General features: G+C 62.8%; 16 protein-coding genes. 4 read left to right on the top strand and 12 right to left on the bottom strand.

Annotated features, from left to right (window positions below; all coding sequences use genetic code 11):
* Positions 1-34 precede the first annotated feature (34 nt).
* Positions 35-772 (top strand): hypothetical protein, encoded by a 738-nt coding sequence (locus AC50X7_RS12895; RefSeq protein WP_494979361.1) that lies wholly within the window; start codon positions 35-37, stop codon positions 770-772.
* A gap of 267 nt (positions 773-1,039) precedes the next feature.
* Here AC50X7_RS12895 and AC50X7_RS12900 read toward each other — a convergent pair whose 3' ends face one another.
* The 8 genes from AC50X7_RS12900 to AC50X7_RS12935 form a co-directional block, all read right to left on the bottom strand.
* Positions 1,040-1,687: a metalloregulator ArsR/SmtB family transcription factor gene (locus AC50X7_RS12900; RefSeq protein WP_494979362.1), complete on the bottom strand. Its 648-nt coding sequence runs from the start codon at positions 1,685-1,687 to the stop codon at positions 1,040-1,042.
* Between the two features lie 54 nt (positions 1,688-1,741).
* Positions 1,742-1,909: a hypothetical protein gene (locus tag AC50X7_RS12905; RefSeq protein WP_494979363.1), complete on the bottom strand. Its 168-nt coding sequence runs from the start codon at positions 1,907-1,909 to the stop codon at positions 1,742-1,744.
* Positions 1,910-2,329: 420 nt separating this feature from the next.
* Positions 2,330-3,067, bottom strand: a complete 738-nt coding sequence (locus AC50X7_RS12910; protein ID WP_494979364.1) for a GAF and ANTAR domain-containing protein — start codon at positions 3,065-3,067, stop codon at positions 2,330-2,332.
* A 51-nt stretch (positions 3,068-3,118) separates the two neighbouring features.
* On the bottom strand, positions 3,119-3,415 hold the full coding sequence (locus AC50X7_RS12915; protein WP_494979365.1) for a hypothetical protein: 297 nt from the start codon (positions 3,413-3,415) through the stop codon (positions 3,119-3,121).
* Positions 3,416-3,418: 3 nt separating this feature from the next.
* The gene (locus AC50X7_RS12920) at positions 3,419-4,150 is read right to left on the bottom strand and encodes a GAF domain-containing protein (RefSeq protein ID WP_494979366.1); all 732 of its coding nucleotides are present in this window, start codon (positions 4,148-4,150) and stop codon (positions 3,419-3,421) included.
* A gap of 97 nt (positions 4,151-4,247) precedes the next feature.
* Positions 4,248-4,415: a hypothetical protein gene (locus tag AC50X7_RS12925; RefSeq protein ID WP_494979367.1), complete on the bottom strand. Its 168-nt coding sequence runs from the start codon at positions 4,413-4,415 to the stop codon at positions 4,248-4,250.
* Positions 4,412-4,873 carry a glutamate-cysteine ligase family protein gene (locus AC50X7_RS12930; RefSeq protein WP_494979368.1) on the bottom strand — a complete coding sequence of 154 codons (462 nt, stop codon included), beginning with the start codon at positions 4,871-4,873 and terminating at the stop codon, positions 4,412-4,414. Before AC50X7_RS12930 ends, AC50X7_RS12925 begins: the two co-directional genes overlap by 4 nt.
* Positions 4,851-5,264 carry an Hpt domain-containing protein gene (locus tag AC50X7_RS12935; RefSeq protein WP_494979369.1) on the bottom strand — a complete coding sequence of 138 codons (414 nt, stop codon included), beginning with the start codon at positions 5,262-5,264 and terminating at the stop codon, positions 4,851-4,853. Before AC50X7_RS12935 ends, AC50X7_RS12930 begins: the two co-directional genes overlap by 23 nt.
* 804 nt (positions 5,265-6,068) lie before the next feature.
* On the opposite strand from AC50X7_RS12935, the gene lepB reads away from it, so the two are divergent.
* Positions 6,069-6,629 (top strand): signal peptidase I, encoded by a 561-nt coding sequence (lepB, locus tag AC50X7_RS12940; RefSeq protein WP_494979370.1) that lies wholly within the window; start codon positions 6,069-6,071, stop codon positions 6,627-6,629.
* 16 nt (positions 6,630-6,645) lie between these two features.
* Here lepB and AC50X7_RS12945 read toward each other — a convergent pair whose 3' ends face one another.
* The 3 genes from AC50X7_RS12945 to AC50X7_RS12955 form a co-directional block, all read right to left on the bottom strand.
* Positions 6,646-7,125, bottom strand: a complete 480-nt coding sequence (locus AC50X7_RS12945; RefSeq protein ID WP_494979371.1) for a hypothetical protein — start codon at positions 7,123-7,125, stop codon at positions 6,646-6,648.
* A 79-nt stretch (positions 7,126-7,204) separates the two neighbouring features.
* A complete protein-coding gene (locus AC50X7_RS12950; protein ID WP_494979372.1) occupies positions 7,205-7,903 on the bottom strand; it encodes a response regulator transcription factor in 699 nt (232 codons plus the stop codon).
* Complete coding sequence (locus AC50X7_RS12955; protein ID WP_494979373.1) at positions 7,900-9,405, bottom strand: sensor histidine kinase; 1,506 nt, start codon at positions 9,403-9,405, stop codon at positions 7,900-7,902. Before AC50X7_RS12955 ends, AC50X7_RS12950 begins: the two co-directional genes overlap by 4 nt.
* 397 nt (positions 9,406-9,802) lie before the next feature.
* On the opposite strand from AC50X7_RS12955, the gene AC50X7_RS12960 reads away from it, so the two are divergent.
* Both AC50X7_RS12960 and AC50X7_RS12965 read left to right on the top strand, forming a co-directional pair.
* Complete coding sequence (locus tag AC50X7_RS12960) at positions 9,803-11,167, top strand: BTAD domain-containing putative transcriptional regulator (protein WP_494979374.1); 1,365 nt, start codon at positions 9,803-9,805, stop codon at positions 11,165-11,167.
* A 14-nt stretch (positions 11,168-11,181) separates the two neighbouring features.
* A complete protein-coding gene (locus AC50X7_RS12965) occupies positions 11,182-12,615 on the top strand; it encodes a sensor histidine kinase (RefSeq protein WP_494979375.1) in 1,434 nt (477 codons plus the stop codon).
* Positions 12,616-13,205: 590 nt separating this feature from the next.
* Here AC50X7_RS12965 and AC50X7_RS12970 read toward each other — a convergent pair.
* On the bottom strand, positions 13,206-15,125 hold the full coding sequence (locus AC50X7_RS12970; protein ID WP_494979376.1) for a fibronectin type III domain-containing protein: 1,920 nt from the start codon (positions 15,123-15,125) through the stop codon (positions 13,206-13,208).
* Positions 15,126-15,559: the final 434 nt, after the last annotated feature.

Genomic DNA, 15,559 nt, shown 5'->3' on the forward strand with positions numbered 1-15,559 from the left:
GTCGATAGAGCGCATCACGGATTGGATTGCGGAAATGCCCATCACCAGCAATGTCGCTTGGGACGAACGACTTGAGGCCTTCAAGGGCAGGGACACGGCTCAGTACATCGAGACGGTCAAGGCCACTGCCAGCCGCTGCGCAGCCTGCCGGCTACCCCTTGGCCCGGGAGCGGAGTTGTCCCTGATGGTCTTCATCACCGAAGGACCCGGTTCGGACGGCATATCGTCGCTGACTTTCGATCCTGTCGTCTGTCATCTGCAGTGTCAGGAACCCGGACTGAGTATGCGTGAGGCGATTGGACTGGTGGAAGGCGTGATCTCCGTGGGTGCACGGTTGGTCCTTAACCGGGAAAGGCCGGGGACGGCGGCCATTCCTGTGCTGGCCTACACCCTGGTACCCAACGTTGTTATTGGGGAACCGGGCGGGGAGATGACATCCGCGCTGGTCTCGCTCCTGCTGAACCACGGATTCCAGATGTCTACCAGTGCCCGCTACAGCGACATCCTGGAGCGGGCTGTCCCTGCCGGGAGCACCTGCATCTGCACCGTGGCCGGCGGCGGAGCAGTCCAACTGCATGTTGACGGACTCCTGATGTGTTCCCAGCAGCTGGACAGAAGCAACCCCAATGATGCCGCCTGGCTGCAGGCCGCGGGCGCAGGACGTGTCCTGGTCATCAGCGGCGACAACCTGACGTTCGCGGAAACTGGCCTTGAGCTGGCCGCGGCTGCCCGCCTCGGCACACTCGTCTCGGGCTTCGTCCCGGCCTACTAACGCCTAACGCGGGCTTTGGAGCGGAGGCGACCACGCTGTCCCCTCCGCACCTACTCCGCACCAGAAGCCCCCATGCCAAGGGAAACCCCTGACTGCTGGTGCGACTTCTCCGCAGTCCACGCCGCGGAGAAGTCTGTTGACGGATAGACGTTTTCGTCAATTCCGTACGCTCGAGTGTGATCCCTGCCACGGGGAGAGGTCAAGCAGTTGGCGGAATAAGACGCCCGTTCAGAGCGGCCGGGCAGGCGCTGGGGTGACAAGCAAAGGTCAGGCCCGGCGCGGTTCCTGCGGTTTGCGAAGTTCCGCGTCGGCAGCCTCACGAAGGGTCAGGTCACGCTTGTTTGCTGTCATGATGAGCTGCCAGGCGGCTGCGTCCCTGCTGCAGCCACTTCGTGCAGCCATCGCTTCACATGCCTCCTCTATCAGGGAACGCGATGCCAAGGTGGCCTCCAAAGCCGAGACCTGCTCGTTTGAAAAGGCCGTCTGGGACGGGCCATCCGACCGGGAGGCGGGATCAGCCCCGGGCGTGCGGCGCGGGGTGGACCAGGAGGAGACGCCTGCTCGGCCGACGCTGGCCACGGATGCAACCGCCCTGGCCTGCAGCAGGGAGCGCGCAACGGCTAACAGGTCTGCGGCTTCCGGGTGTTCGAGCCGATAGACAAGCCGGCCGTCCGAACGCCGGCACTGAATCAGGTGCTGTCCCCGCATTTGCGTCAGGTGCCGGGAGAGGTGCGAAGGCTTTACCCCGGTGCCCTCGCAGAGCTCGGGAATTGATGACTCGCCGCGGCTGAGCAGCTCCAGGATCTGCGCCCTGACCGGATGGGCAATGGCTTTGAACAACTCAGCCGCAGCAGACATCGACGGCCCCGCGCCATGGGGAAGCGCCGGACTCTCCGAAATGCGTTGGCTCTTCATCCCTGCCTTCCCTTCTGCCGGCATGCACAACCTTAGGTTGTTGGCTTTTCCCCATCAGCGGGGGATGCGGCGCCCCTTGAAGCGGGTTAGTAGCAGAAGGACAACAGCTACGATCAGCAGCACCGGAGCCACCCCCAGGAGGAATGCCAGCGCTTCAACGGCCAGGCCCACAATGAGGAGGACTACGGCGACGGCGACAATCACCAGGACTAGCGCTTTCATCAGTTACACCCTTCGACCACACGGTTTAAGGAGCCAGGACAGCAAAATGGATTTCCCCAGCGTACGCCGTTTCGCGGGTGAACGGGCTACTAAGTTGTCCGGTCCACCCGCGAACGCCACAGGAGGTAGACGAAGTACGGGGCCATCGGCCTTGGCCTCCGTGCCCGTTGCCTTGGCCACGAGCTTCAGGTTGTCCTTGGACTGGTCAATCTGCCGGCTGGCGTCAGCGGACTTCAGGAAGACGACGGGGCGAGGTCCTCGAGCTGGGTGATGACGGCTTCGGGCAGGTCAGCCGTGGCCACGATCAGGTCCGGGTCCTTATTCAACTAATACGTCACCGAAAATGTGCGGCAATCCGGAGAACCCCGGCTGAATTCCCTTGGACAGGATGACAACTGTGGTGCCGGAAGGTCCTAGTCCTCAAAGTGGGTGGCGGTCCCAGGTGCCCGACAGCCGCCGGATGATCTGCTCTGCGAGGGTATGGACCTTGATGTTGCGGTTGTTCGATGCGCGAAGAAGAAACTGGTACGCCTGCTCCTGGGTACAGCGGTTTTGGGTCATGATCATGCCGCACGCGAGGTCTATGTCCGTCCTGCTCTTCATTGCGGCCTTGAGGTCCCCGGCTAGCAGTTCCGCGGTAATGATGCGCAGGGCCAGCCGCAGGGCCTGTCCTGCCGTCTCGGTAAACACCGTCGCCTCCCGGATGGCATCCTCCGTGAACTGTCCGGTGGCGGGGGCGAAAAAATTCAGGCACGCTGATGCGGTTTCCCCCACATCGACGGGTGTTGCCAAAACACTTTTGTAACCTACGGCCCTCAGGCTTCGGGAGTACAGGGGCCACCGGGAGTCGTTCCCGGTATCGGCCAGCAGCACAGTGGTGGAGGTGCGCAGGGCTTCCAGGCAAGGCCCGTGTCCGAGGTCCTGTTCAATGCGGTCCAGAATTACCGCCGTCTCGCTGCTGCCGGCCATCGTGAGTGTCCGTTTGTGCCGGCGCAGGGTAACGGTACACGCAATGTCAGCTCCCGTGGTACGGCTTAGAGTTGCAGCAGCATGCGTGGTCATTCCTTCCAGGAAGGCTCTAATGTCCTCGCTCTCCACAATGAGCTGGTGGAGTTGCTGGAAGTCCTCGTACTGCCGGTCGGTGTCCACACTTTTCATGCCAGGAGCCTGATGGGGGGGAACAACAGGGTTTTCTGCAGGCGGGGGCTTTTAGTTTTTGTCCCGCTCGCCCTCGTCTGCCTTGGGGTGGATCGCCTGACTGTAGCTTGCACGCCGTCCGTTAACGCCCATGCCGTTGAGGGTTTCATTCAGCGCGTGCGCCAGGATATCGCGTTCAATGGGAGGAAAGCTGAGGGCACCATAAACGTAGGCCTGGACCTCGATCAGCCCGGCTTTCCCTCCAATTCCGAAGTACTTAATCCAAATCTGCTCAAGAGTCAGTGGTGCGGCCTCAAATGCTAACCGGAAGTCTTGGCGCTGTTCGTCCTCGTCCCCAGGGACCGCCATAGTTCACCCCCGGTCATGATCGAGTCCCGGCGTGGACTCGATAATCTCTTCTGCCACTTCCTGCAGCGTGCTGTTCTTTTTCAGGGCCATGGTCATCAGGTGCAGCATCGCATCATGGTTGCCCATGCCGCGGCTGGCCATGATAATGCCTTTGGCGGTGCTGATGATGTCACGCTGCGTAAGCGTCGACTTCAGTTGCTCGCTCAACATCCGGCCCCTTTCACGGGCCTGAAGATTGACAAGGAAAATTGAGGCCTGGGCTGCAAAGAGTTCCAGCAGCCGGATCAGCCTGTGCGACGCCGCCTTCGGGTTTGCCCAATAGATCTTGATGGCCCCAAAAGCCAGTTCCCCGGAAAGAAGGGGAACGCTGACACAGGAGCGCAACCCCAAGTCGTTTGCTGCCTGGCCCCATTCAGGCCAGCGGAGGTCGGTCCGGACGTCCGCAATATCCACCGGGTGTCCGGAGGCCCATGCGCTCAAGCAGGGACCCTGCCCAAGCTCGTACTGAAGGTTGTCCGCCTGTGCCACCAGTTGGCTTGTGGAAGCGGCGCTGTTGCGGTGTCCGCTGGTGTCCATCAGGGAGACACCCGCACCCGCCGCGTCACCCACTGCCATTACCGCTGACTCGGTGATGAGCTTCAGGGCGTTGTCGACCGTATCTTCGGTCAGGAGTACGTTGGAAAAGCGCGCAAAAACAGCGGCGAGCTCGTCCGCCAGCGGCAATTCAGTGTCCATGACCGCTCCATTCCACGCACTTTGGCCCTCGGTGAACCAACTACTTTCCTCCCCTCATCACAGCACACATACCCTTGACAATCCACTCATTCTGGGCTCAGGTGGCGTGGAGATGCCGGGTAATCCGGTGAGGATCTGCGGCTGTTCGGTGGGTGCGTTCGACGGCGTCCATCACCACTGCCGTCAGGCTCTGGGTGTTGACCATCGCCTCGCGCTGCCAGTGCGCCGGTGCGAAGGCGAGGATATCGGCGAGCCCCAACCTCACCTGCTCCACGCCTGGTAGCGGTAGCTCGCGTAGCCGCTGTTGGTTCCCTGCCAGGAGGGGGAGTTAGCGCTCAGTGCCAGGAGCACGGGCAACCAGCGGCGGTTGCGGTCCAGTACCGCAACCCCTTCGTCCCCTGAGGCGACGTGGACGGCCCTGCAGCAGATGGCCCCCGCCATCTGCTGCAGGGTGGAACAGACAGGCCCAATTGCCTCGAGCTGCTCCTGCTTGACCTCCAGAGCCAGGGCGGGACCTGTGCCTGTACCGGGACCTTTCGCACCCTGCCGCAGGGCCTGCTCCGCCCCCGCCACCGGAAGTCCGGTGCTGGGATCCACGAGCAGGAATTCTTCCTCAACACCGAAAGTTCGCTGGTGGCCGCCGGCGGGAGGGGGATCAGGCTGCCGGAAGGGCCCGGGGATAGTCCTGCCACCCCGGCAACTAAACCCGGCCTGGGGATCCAAACAGGTGCCGTTTTAAGAGGTAGCTGGTTTGTTCCGCGCAGTGCCTGATCCCCGTTAGATGGGTTGCTGCAATCCGGGGCAGGACAACGGACACGTCCCCCTCACTGGAGTCAAAACGCAGGGCCCCCTCAAGGTCAAGGGCAAGGCCCGCCAACCGTTCCGCGCCCACCATCTGGCTTGAGGTCTTCAGGCTAAGAGCTGCGTCTTTGGCCGCGACAGCGTCACCGGTGGTCAGAGCCGACCGGAGCCTTTCCAACCTGGTAGGTAGAAGGGCGACGAAGTCCTGGATGAAGACCTTCCAGACTCCTTCGTCGTGGTCGAGTTCCAAGTGCAACCTGTCCAATACTGAACTGTCCAGCAGGGGCAGAGCGTCGCCGTCGTGCTGAGTCACGGCTGCCGTCCCGCCACGAGGTCCACAGCCTTACGCTTTGTCTTGGGTGGAAGGGGCCACGGCCGGCAGATCGCTCCAAACAGTGTCGGCCACCAGGTCAAGGGAATCCTGGTCCCCCTCAGCCCGGAAATCGAGGAGCAGCCCGGATGAAGTAGGGACCGATGACTCTTTGCGGAACCACGCTGTCCCGCCGCCTCCGTCATCGGCCCCGGTCTGATGGTGCAGCGTTCGCACCCTAAGATTTTTCCCCAAGATCTGTCCCCCCTGAACAGTCGAACGTTTGAAGATTGTCTTCTGTGACGCTCTTCAGGACGTTACGTGGAGGGGTTGGGGAGTACACGAGTAGTAAGTACTCGCATTTTTGGATCGACTACCTGCTTACGGCGGTTCAGCCAGTACCGTGGTGCAAATCGTACGAGTGGCCCGCTTGGCGGTGCCGGCTTCTCAACACCGCCAAGCGATAAGACCTTTGATGTTCCCCCAATAAAGGCCTTGGCTACCGGACCCAGATCCCAGGTACTGCTCTGCGCTTCGGGCCTTACACGAACTACTGTGCACGGCCATGCTCAAGAGCCCCGGCAGATAGGGGCAAGGATGCCTCAGGAATGGCTCAAGTTTCTCCCGCCCCGCACGGCCAGCGGGCATTCAGGGTTTCTCCAAGTAATGGCGAATCTGGTGCAGGAAATCTGCAAGCTAGTTGCGGGACAGTCTTCGCAAGGAACAAAGGAGACCAACCATGACGATTTCACGCCGCCAGGTTCTGTTGGTCCGGGGATTCAAAGCCGGATGGGACAACGAAGAAGATTGAACACGTCACAGGTAAAGCGCCGCGGCAGACGGCGGCTCCCGGGCCGCCTGCTGCCGTTGCCAAAGATGCAGTTCTTTACCGGCCGCTGGCCCCGCCTCCTGGCTGTGGCGCTGATTCCTGCCTTGGCCATCCTCGCCATCCGCGCGTGGGTGGTGGAGCCTTTCAGCGTGTCGTCGGACAGCATGGAGCCCACCATTCCACAGGGCGCCGTGGTTCTTTTGTACAAGCCGGCAGCTGCGGCAGGCTGGATCCAAAATGGCGTAGTGGTGGCTTTCACCAGCCCCGTTGACGGCCAATCGGCGATCAAGCGAGTCGTTGCAAAGGAAGGGCAGACCGTTGCCATCCGGGACTCCGTGCTGTACGTGGACGATGTCCTCGTCCCAGAGCCTTTCATTGATCACAGCCGTATCGACGCAACGTACTTCGGACCGGAAGAAGTGCCCGCCGGAAGTGTCTTTGTATTGGGGGACAACCGCGGTGTGTCTATCGATTCCCGGGACTTCGGGGCCGTGCCTTTGACGGCGGTCCAAGGCACGCTGCTGACGGGTCAGAAATAGCATCAACCGCCAGGCGCTACCGCTCCCCGCCTTTGTCGTCGCCGGGGGCGTCGTCCGAAGCATCCTCGTCCCTCAGTCCGCCTTTGTCGTCACCCGGCGGGTCATCGGAGATGCTGTCATCCCTCAGGCCACCCTTGTCGTCGCCGGGCGGATCATCGGAAACGTTCGGGGCCCTGAGCCCGCCTTTATCGTCGAAAGCCTCGTGCATGGGAATCACTGTTTGTGGCGGTGCGTAGGTCTGTGGTTCCGCGGGGACGAGTTGCGTTTTCGGGGCTGCATGGTCAGGGATTGCGGTGATGCTGGCTGTTGGGGTCGGTGTGGGGAGCAGGACCGCCGGGTCCTCGGTTTCCACGGTGCCGCTGCTTGGCGTCACATCAGCCGTTACCACCACCCCCGGAGCAACTTCAGGGGGAGGACCGGCGTTCGCTTGGCCCCAGACTGTAAGGCTCGTGACACCGACTACAGCTGCGATGGGAAGATACCAGTGATTCTTCATCGAACTCGCCTTTCTTGGTTTGTGTTCCCACTCTGCCGGGCCGGGGTGAGAGGGGAATGAGACGTTCATGAGAGACCTCTCATGTACCGGTCTGGAGCTGGGGCTGGGCTGCAGGCGCAACTACAAAGCGGTAACCCGCGCCCCGGACAGCCAGGAATCGTTCGGGCCCGAGTTTGTTGCGCAGGTAGCCCACGTAGACGTCCACCACGTTGGAGGACCCGTCAAAGTCGTATCCCCACACCCGGCTCAGCAGCTGTTCCCTGGTGAGCACCTTGCCCGCGTTCTCTACGAAGGCCCGGGCCATGGCAAATTCCCGGGCGGACAACGGCACCATCCGCCCCTGGACTTTTGCGCTGCGAAGGTCGGCATCGAGCGTGACGTCCCCTTGCGCGGGGTGGGGTACCGCCTGGACTCCCGGGTGATCGCGCAACCGCAGCCGGATCCTCGAGAGGAGTTCCTCGAACCGGAAGGGTTTGGTCATGTAGTCGTCCGCACCGCCGTCGAGCGCGGCCAGGGTGTCCTGCAGCGAATCCTTGGCGGTCAGGACGATAACCGGGATGGTGCACTTCATGGCGCGCAAAGCCGAGAGCACAGCGAAGCCGTCCATCCTGGGCATGCCGATGTCCAGAATGAGCAGGTCAAACTCCCCGGAGCTGCCGTAGTCCAGGGCGCGGATGCCGTCCTCCACTGATGAGGTGGTGTAGCCGGCAGCAGTGAGCCCCTTGGTAATGAAGCCCGCGATCCTCGGCTCGTCGTCCGCAATCAGTATCCGTGTCATGGGGTTCCTCCTGGAAGTGAGAGCACAAACCGGCTGCCTTCATTGACCCGCGAAGTCACCCGCAGCGTTCCGCGGTGGGCTTCGGCGATGGCCTTGACGATTGGCAGGCCGAGGCCCGACCCTTCGCTGCCGCGGGAGACGCCGGCTCTGGCGAAGCGTTCGAAGATACGTTCCTGGTCCGCGGGGCTGATTCCGCACCCAGTGTCAGCCACCCAAATTTCGAGGCCGGCAAGGGAAGGATCCCGAGGTCCGTGCGGCGCCGTGCCGCCGGCTGTCGCGGTCCAGGCTGCACCAAGGGAGATAGCGTCATGGCGCCGCGTGGACTGCACCGCGTTGGCGGCCAACTGTTCGATGGCCTGGGTGAGGCGGTTGCGGTCTGCGCGAACGTGGCCGCCGGGCATGCTTTCGATCTTCCACCGTCGATCTGCCAGGACCCTGATCCTGTCCATCGCCGCTTGAAGGAAGGCGTCGGCGTCGATCCATTCCAGCCGGACGAAGCCCGGACGGCCGCTGCGGGCCAGCATCAGGAGCTCATCCACGAGGGACTGCATGCGGTCCAGTTCCTCCAGGAGCAGCACCTGGGTCTCGCTGACGTCTTTGGGATCTTCCGCCTGCAGCAGTTGGAGATGGCCGCCGATGATGGTCAGGGGTGTTCGGAGTTCATGGCTGGCGTCGTCCACAAACTGGCGCTGGTCCGCGATGCCCTTTTCCAGCCTGTCCAGCATCCGGTTGAAGTCAGTTGCCAGTTGCGAAACGTCGTCGTCACCGGCTGGGACCAGCACTCGGGTACTCAGGTCCTCAAACGTGATGGATCCGGTTGCCTGGCGAAGCCGCCTGATGGGAACAAACAGGCGGCCTGTCACTGCGAAGCCCACGGCGCCGGCCAGCAGCAGCGTGGCCAGCGACGCGATTGCAAAGGTGCCGAAGGACCCGATCATCTGCTCCCGCTGCCGGCCGACTTCGCTTGCTGCGACCAGCAAGCCGCCGGGGCCTCCGTCTCCGTCTCCGTCTCCGTCTCCGAGCGATACGGAGGTTATAGCCAAGCGCACCGTCCGCGCGTCCAGCGGCAAGTCATGGAAGACAGTCTGATTTTCAACGTGCTGGGCGCGGGCTGCCTCGAGCAATACGGGATCAGCGAGATCGGTGGGCTGCTCTCCGGCGGGCAGGAATGAATTGCCACCGTTTACCGTCGCCATTACCGATTCGTACCTGCCGGGAGCGTCACCCTGAAGGAATACGGTGAACAGCTTGTCGAGTGACGTGTACGGCCCGCCGCCCGGGGCGCCCTGTGCCGCAACGTTTTGAAGCCGGGCGGACTGCAGCAGGAGCTCTTCGTTGACACGGCTGTTGAGGGTGCGCAGGTCCAGGGCGAGGGTGGTAATGCCGGTAGCCATCAGGCCGGCCGCCAGGAAAGCCAGGACCGTGGCCAGTACCCGAAAGCGCACGGTGCGCAGTTCTGCGCGGAAGCCGTGCCAGCCCTGGGTCAGCGGCGAAGTGCGCATGCTGGCGGAAACTCTGTCCGTCATTGCGATCCGCGGTCTCATCCTGAATCCCGTCATATTGGTGCCTGCACCAGGGCGGTATCTGTTTTCTACAAAATTACGTAGGCCTGCTTGGGGAAAGCTTTGGTGGCGGAATCACCCCTTACGTTGTGCCGCCCAGGCTTTTCCCCAGGTTTGCCTGGAGTCCCTGTTCCACGGGTTCACCTGCGGAAACGTCTCCCGCCGTTTGTTGCCCGCCGGGACCTGCTGCGGTTTCCGCGGCAGGGGTTCCACGTACCCCACGTGGGACCAAGTGCAGCGCGGTTTCAGATGTGAGTACTGACCACTGTTGTTCGGTAATAGCCCGCCCCCTTCAATGAGAACCACGCACCACAGAACTACTTTGGGGGGAACCTTCGTGATTACCTTGGAACTGGCAGATAGCACCGGGCCTGCAGGACTTGTAAGCGAAGTGTCGCCGCAGGCGCCGGCGCTTCAGATTTCGGTTTTCGGACCCCTGACCATCCGCCGCGGCGACATCGAGCTGAGCGCCAACGACCTTGGCGGACCCAAGCCCCGCCAGGTACTCGAAATTCTGCTGATGAATTTTGGCACTGCAGTGTCGAAGACCCGGCTTATGGATTTGCTGTGGGGTGGCAACCACCCTGCCGTTGCCCTGCCTACCCTTGAAAGTTATGTCAGCGTCCTCCGGCGCCACCTGCAGCCCGGCACCGGACGAACAGGTCCGCTGCGAACTGTCACCGGAGGCTATGCCATCGACCGGTCATTGGTGGAACTGGATCTGGACCGGTTCGAGACACTGACCAAAATGGCCGGCCAGGCGGAGCCGGGCGCGGCGCTAGAACTGCTGACAGAAGCACTTGACCTGGCCTCCGCTCCGCTGCTGGGGGACGAACTGCTGCCCGCTTGGGCGGAGGAGGAGCGGGCTACCCATGCAGCCCAGGTCAGCCTGGCCCGCGTCATGGCCGCAGAAACCGCCCTTTCTGTGGGGGACGTCGGCAAGGCTATTGCCTGGGGCGGTGCGGCGGTAAAGGAGGATCCCCTCAACGAACGGGCTTGGACCGCGTTGATTCTTGGGCTTGAGCAGAATGGCGAGAACACTGAAGCCCTGCGGGCTTATGACCGCTGCCGCAGGACCATTGACCAGGAACTGGGCTGTGCCCCGGGTCCGGCGCTGAGGGAGGCACAGACCAGGCTTCTGAGGAGCACTGCGGCAACTTCCAGGCCAGCGGAACCCCATCGCCCCAGCCACGGGTTCACGGCGAGTGGTTCCATTGCCCTGATGACAGACCCGGATGTGGTCACCCGGCAGGAAACCGGACGCCTGCGGATCCTGATCGTTGATGACCACACCACGTTTTCCGACCTGCTGGCCGGGGCGCTGGACCGCGAGCCGGACCTGCAAAGTGTGGGAGCGGCGAAGTCCGTGGCATCCGCGGTGACGATGTTCCGGGACCTTGGGCCCGACGTCGTCATCATGGACCTGTACCTTCCTGACGGCTCCGGGCTCAACGCTGCCGAGCGTATCCTCGCCGAAGCGCCGGAAACCCGGATCGTGATGTTAACGGGCAACCCGTCGCAGGAGGCGCTGCGGGAGGCCGCGCGCATGGGCATCTGCGGGTTCCTTCCGAAGGACGGCGCTTTGGGAGTCATGCTGGACACCCTGAGGCACGCCCACGCCGGTAACATGATCGTGAATCCGTCCCTGGTGGCAAGGTGGGGCAGCACCGTCCCCTCCGCATCGGGACCTTTGGGGAAGTGACCGGCAAGAGCACCGTGCGCAAACTTTTTGCGGGGAAGTCCACCCACGCCGCCACCGTTGGCCACGCCGCCACCGTTAGCCGCGACGCCGCCGAGCGGCGCGAAGTCAGGGCAGCTGTGGCCCGTTTTCTCACAGCCGGTTTCGCGGCCCTCGTCCTGGTTGCCGTCCCCATCTCCTTCTGGGTGGGTGCCGAAGCGGAACGGCACGCCCTGGCCAACGCCAGGGACATCACCCAGCGCCTGGCCGATAACGTGGTGGGGCCCTTGATAACGGACAAGCTCCTTGCCCGGGATCCCGCCGCGATGGAACTGCTGGACCAGAGGTTGGAGCCGTGGCTGGCTGAGAGCGGCGTGACAAGAATTAAGGTGTGGGACGAGCAATTCCGCGTGGTCTACTCTGACGTCAAGTCCCTCATCGGCCAGGATTTCGAAACGGAGGAATGGGCGCGCGAGCTACTGGAAGGCGGGCCGGCCACGGCAACCTTTGAAAACCAAACTGAGGAAGAAAACGAGTTCGAGGCGGAGTCCGGCGAACTCGTGGAAGTGTATGCCCGCTCCGCTTCCGCAAATGGAGCCCCGATGATCTTCGAAACGTACACCTCCGGCGATGGAGTCCGCCGCGAACAGCAAGCAGTCCTGATGGGAATGGTGCCGCCCATGGCGCTGTCTTTGGCGGTCCTCCAGCTGACGCAACTGGTTCCGGCCGTCCGCCTGGCACGGAGGATGCAGGTCCATCAGGCGGCGCGCAACGCGATGCTGCGCTGCGCCATCGAGGCATCGGACCAGGAGCGCCGCCAGATTGCCAGCGAACTCCATGACGAGGTCATCCAGGACTTGTCCGGGTTGGCGTACGCCTTGGAATCGGAGGAGCGCCGTGGTCCGCTTGAGCTGCAGCCCGTGTTTGTCAATGCCCGGACAATGCTCCAGGACAATATCCGCACCCTGCGGGCCATGACCAGTGAGCTTTATCCCCCTGACCTTGAGGAGCTCGGGCTCCAGGCTTCCCTGACGAGGCTGGAGGCACCCTTGGTTGAGCGCGGAATTGACCTCACGGTTGAAATCCCGGACAAGCTCGTGCTCGACCGGGACCGGGCGGTTCTGCTCTACCGGGTGGCGCGGGAGGCTCTTGTCAATGTCAGCAAGCATTCCTCCGCGCAATCGGTGGGAATCCGGATCTGGCAGGCCGGCCAGCGGACACAGCTCACAGTTTCCGATGATGGCGTGGGCTTCAACCCGAGCGAACCCCGCACCGAAGGTCATTTTGGCCTGAGGATCCTCGGGGACACGATCCGGCAGGCCGGTGGCACCTTTGAAGTCCGTTCAGCACCGGGAGCCGGAACTTCTGTCACCGCAGCGTTCGGCGTGGCCGCTCCCGCCCTCCGTTTCGCCGGCCGGCACCTTGTTGCCAAGTCTTCCGGCCGGGACACAGGGGTATTGAAGGCCACCTAGCTTCGATTTATAGGTCAGGTAACAGCGCGAGGGCCCCTGGCATTGGTTTGAGTCATCACACTCATCTCAAAGCCAGGAGGCCCTCGTTTCCTGCGTTAACCCACCGCCGAGCCAATCTTTGCAGCAGGTCGCTGAGCCTGTTCCGGCGCCCCGTGGTCTTTCCTTCAGCCGCACGACGGCCCATCAGGAGTAGTGCCAGCGACGGTGCAGAGACGCATGACGTTCAGGTTCGATGAAGGTCCGACGGCGGCGGGTTACCTTGCTCGGAAAGGCAACCTGCCGTCGTCGTGCGTTCCGCGGGCCCAGCCGGTGATGGGGTCATTGCGGCACACGCCGAAGCCCGGCGGCTTCCCGGTGTCTACCGGGAGCCACCGGGCTACGGCGGGACTATTTATTTACGTCTGAAACTACCTATTCGTGCTGGACAGCGGTCCCGCGGTGCCTCCCAGGTGAGCAGTATTTTCGCGAACGCGCCCTCTGTCGTGCAACTGCTTTCACACATGAAACTGCTCCCCGTAAGTCAGAACTGAACTTCCAGTCCAACCTTCGGGGAGCAGTTCAAAGATCCGCTCCTTCTTCAGTGGATTCGGCTACCTTGTGCTGGCGGCTACCGTGATGGATCCGCCCGCGGAGGACGTCACCTTGATGGTTGGCGTCACTGGCGCGGTCGAGTTACGAGCGCGGATCGTCCAGCTACCGTCAGCAGCGACCGTCGCGGTACCGATCCGCGCACCGTTGGAGTTGGTTGCCGTGATTGTGTTGCCTGTGGTGATGCTGGCGCTTCCACCAATCCTCCATTCCCGCCTGTCAGCGCGGAACTCGGCCGTGGCCGTGAGCTGATCCGCGGGAGTCAGGGTTGCCGAAGCGCCGGTACCAAAGGTTGCCGGAGCGCTCTCGCCTGCCGCGCTGGTCGCGACCAGCTTGAGGGTGTAGGTGGTGCCATTGGTAAGCCCGCTCAGCGCGGCGTTACGCGCTGCCGCGTCCGTCTTCACCGTGACAGCTGTTCCGGATGCCGGGGTGGCCGTCAGGACGTAACCGGTAACCGGTGTATTGCCGGCGGCTGCAGCCTGCCATTCGACAGTCCCGCTGCCATTGCCGGTGGTTACCCGAACGACATTCGGAGCGGCCGGTGCTGTCAAGGCCCCTGCCTGCACGGAGAAGGCCACTCGTTCAGCTGCGGTGTTGCCCGCACCGCTGTTAGCAGTGACGATGAAGCTGTACTCCGTTCCTGGTTTCAGCCCTTCGAGCTTGGCCGAAGTGGCACCGCTACCGGCATCAGCCGTAGCGGCTACCTCATCCCCGGACAGCGCTTGAACTGTGTACCCGGTTACAGCCGAGCCGTTGGCGGCGGCCGCAGTCCATGTGACATCCGCTGAACCGAGCAGGGAGCCGTCTTTCACGGCCACGTTGCCTGGAGCTGCAGGTGCGGAAGCCGCTGGAGGCGCCTCAGCAGACGTAACCGTTACCGTGCCGGCCGCCGCAGGGTTACTTGCCTGTCCGTTCAATGCCACGACCTTCACCGGGTACGCCTGACCGTCCACCAAGCCGCGGATGGTTGCGCTTTTTGCTTCGGCTCCGACCTTGATGCTCACCTCCTGGCCCAGAACAGTGTCCTCTGCGATTACCTCGTAGCCGGTGATGGGAGGAGCGTCCGCGGGAACGGTGGCCGGTGCCCAGGTGGCGGTGATGCTGCTCTTGCCTGCTGTGCTGGCGAAGGCCTCAGTTGGCTGGTTGGGTGTTTGCCCGGAGGGCCCCGCGGGGCATCCGCCGAAGCCTGGACCGTCGATCTCCTTGAACTCGGAGATAGTCAGGCCGAGCTGGGCCTCAACGCCAACCGGTTCTGCCTGCCAGCTGGCGACGGACGGGTCACCAGCAAGAGCGGCGTCCCGCTCGGCTTTGGAGAAGAAACCGTACGTCACAGTGAATTCACCGTTCTCAGCGTTGCCCTCAACCTTGTAGCCGACAGGTACCTCGTCGTCGGGCCAGCCGATTGCCCGCTCGCCGATGCCCATGGCCCTCATGTCGGGGTTAACGATTTCGACCGCCATGCGGGCGGTGTCGACGTCCGCGCCGTACGTGCCCTTGACCACAACCTTGCCCTCGACATCACCGGCGACGTCCGGAGTGGGCGTCCCGTCAACAGCGTCGACTGAGGTGATGACCGCCGTGCCTGCTATCGCTCCGTCTGAGCTGCCGTCCGCAAACTCGACCGTGACGTCGTCGCCTCCGGAGATGTTGGGTGTGACCAGATCCCAGCAGACACCTCCGGGGTGATTGACCTCAAGGAAGCCGGTGCTATCGACCACGCCGCGTGCGACGCCGATAAGGCTACCGCCCCGGGACACGCGGATCGTGGCGTCCTGTCCCGCCTGTGCAGCGTATCCCTCGATAGCGACCATGTCGCGCTTGGTGAAGATTTCAATGTTGCCAGGGCCGGCTGGCGGGTTCGCCGCCATCACAACGGACGCACCAGCTCCCACAAGTGCCAGCGTGGTGGTTCCTGCGAGCAAGCCAGTGACAAGTCTGCGTGAGGACGAGTTACCAGGCGAACCGGGAGAAACAAGCTTTCGAAAGCTCATTACGGGTCCTTTCCTTAACGGAGCTCTCAGGCCCCGGAATAGTTCAGCTGCAGGACTGACGCCTGCGAGATAACAACTACTTTCACGAACCCGAGTTGGAGAAACGTTAGAACCCTTGTTGCAAAAACCTTGTCGAAGCCTCGTTTCCGGGCAATAAATCGCTGGGCCTTCCCGCAAATGGGGGGGGGCTCAAGCCATCGATAAGACCGTGGCACTGACTCACGGGAATCAAAGCCGGACTGTCTGCTCGGCGGCGGCCTGGCCGATGGACCGAGGTCATTAGCGCGACCCGGCTGTTTCCAATCCGCGTTTGTCATTCAGTTCGTGAGCTACAGCTAATTTCCGAACAAGACCAGCGTCTTGGG

Source organism: Pseudarthrobacter sp. Hb11, assembly GCF_059383655.1.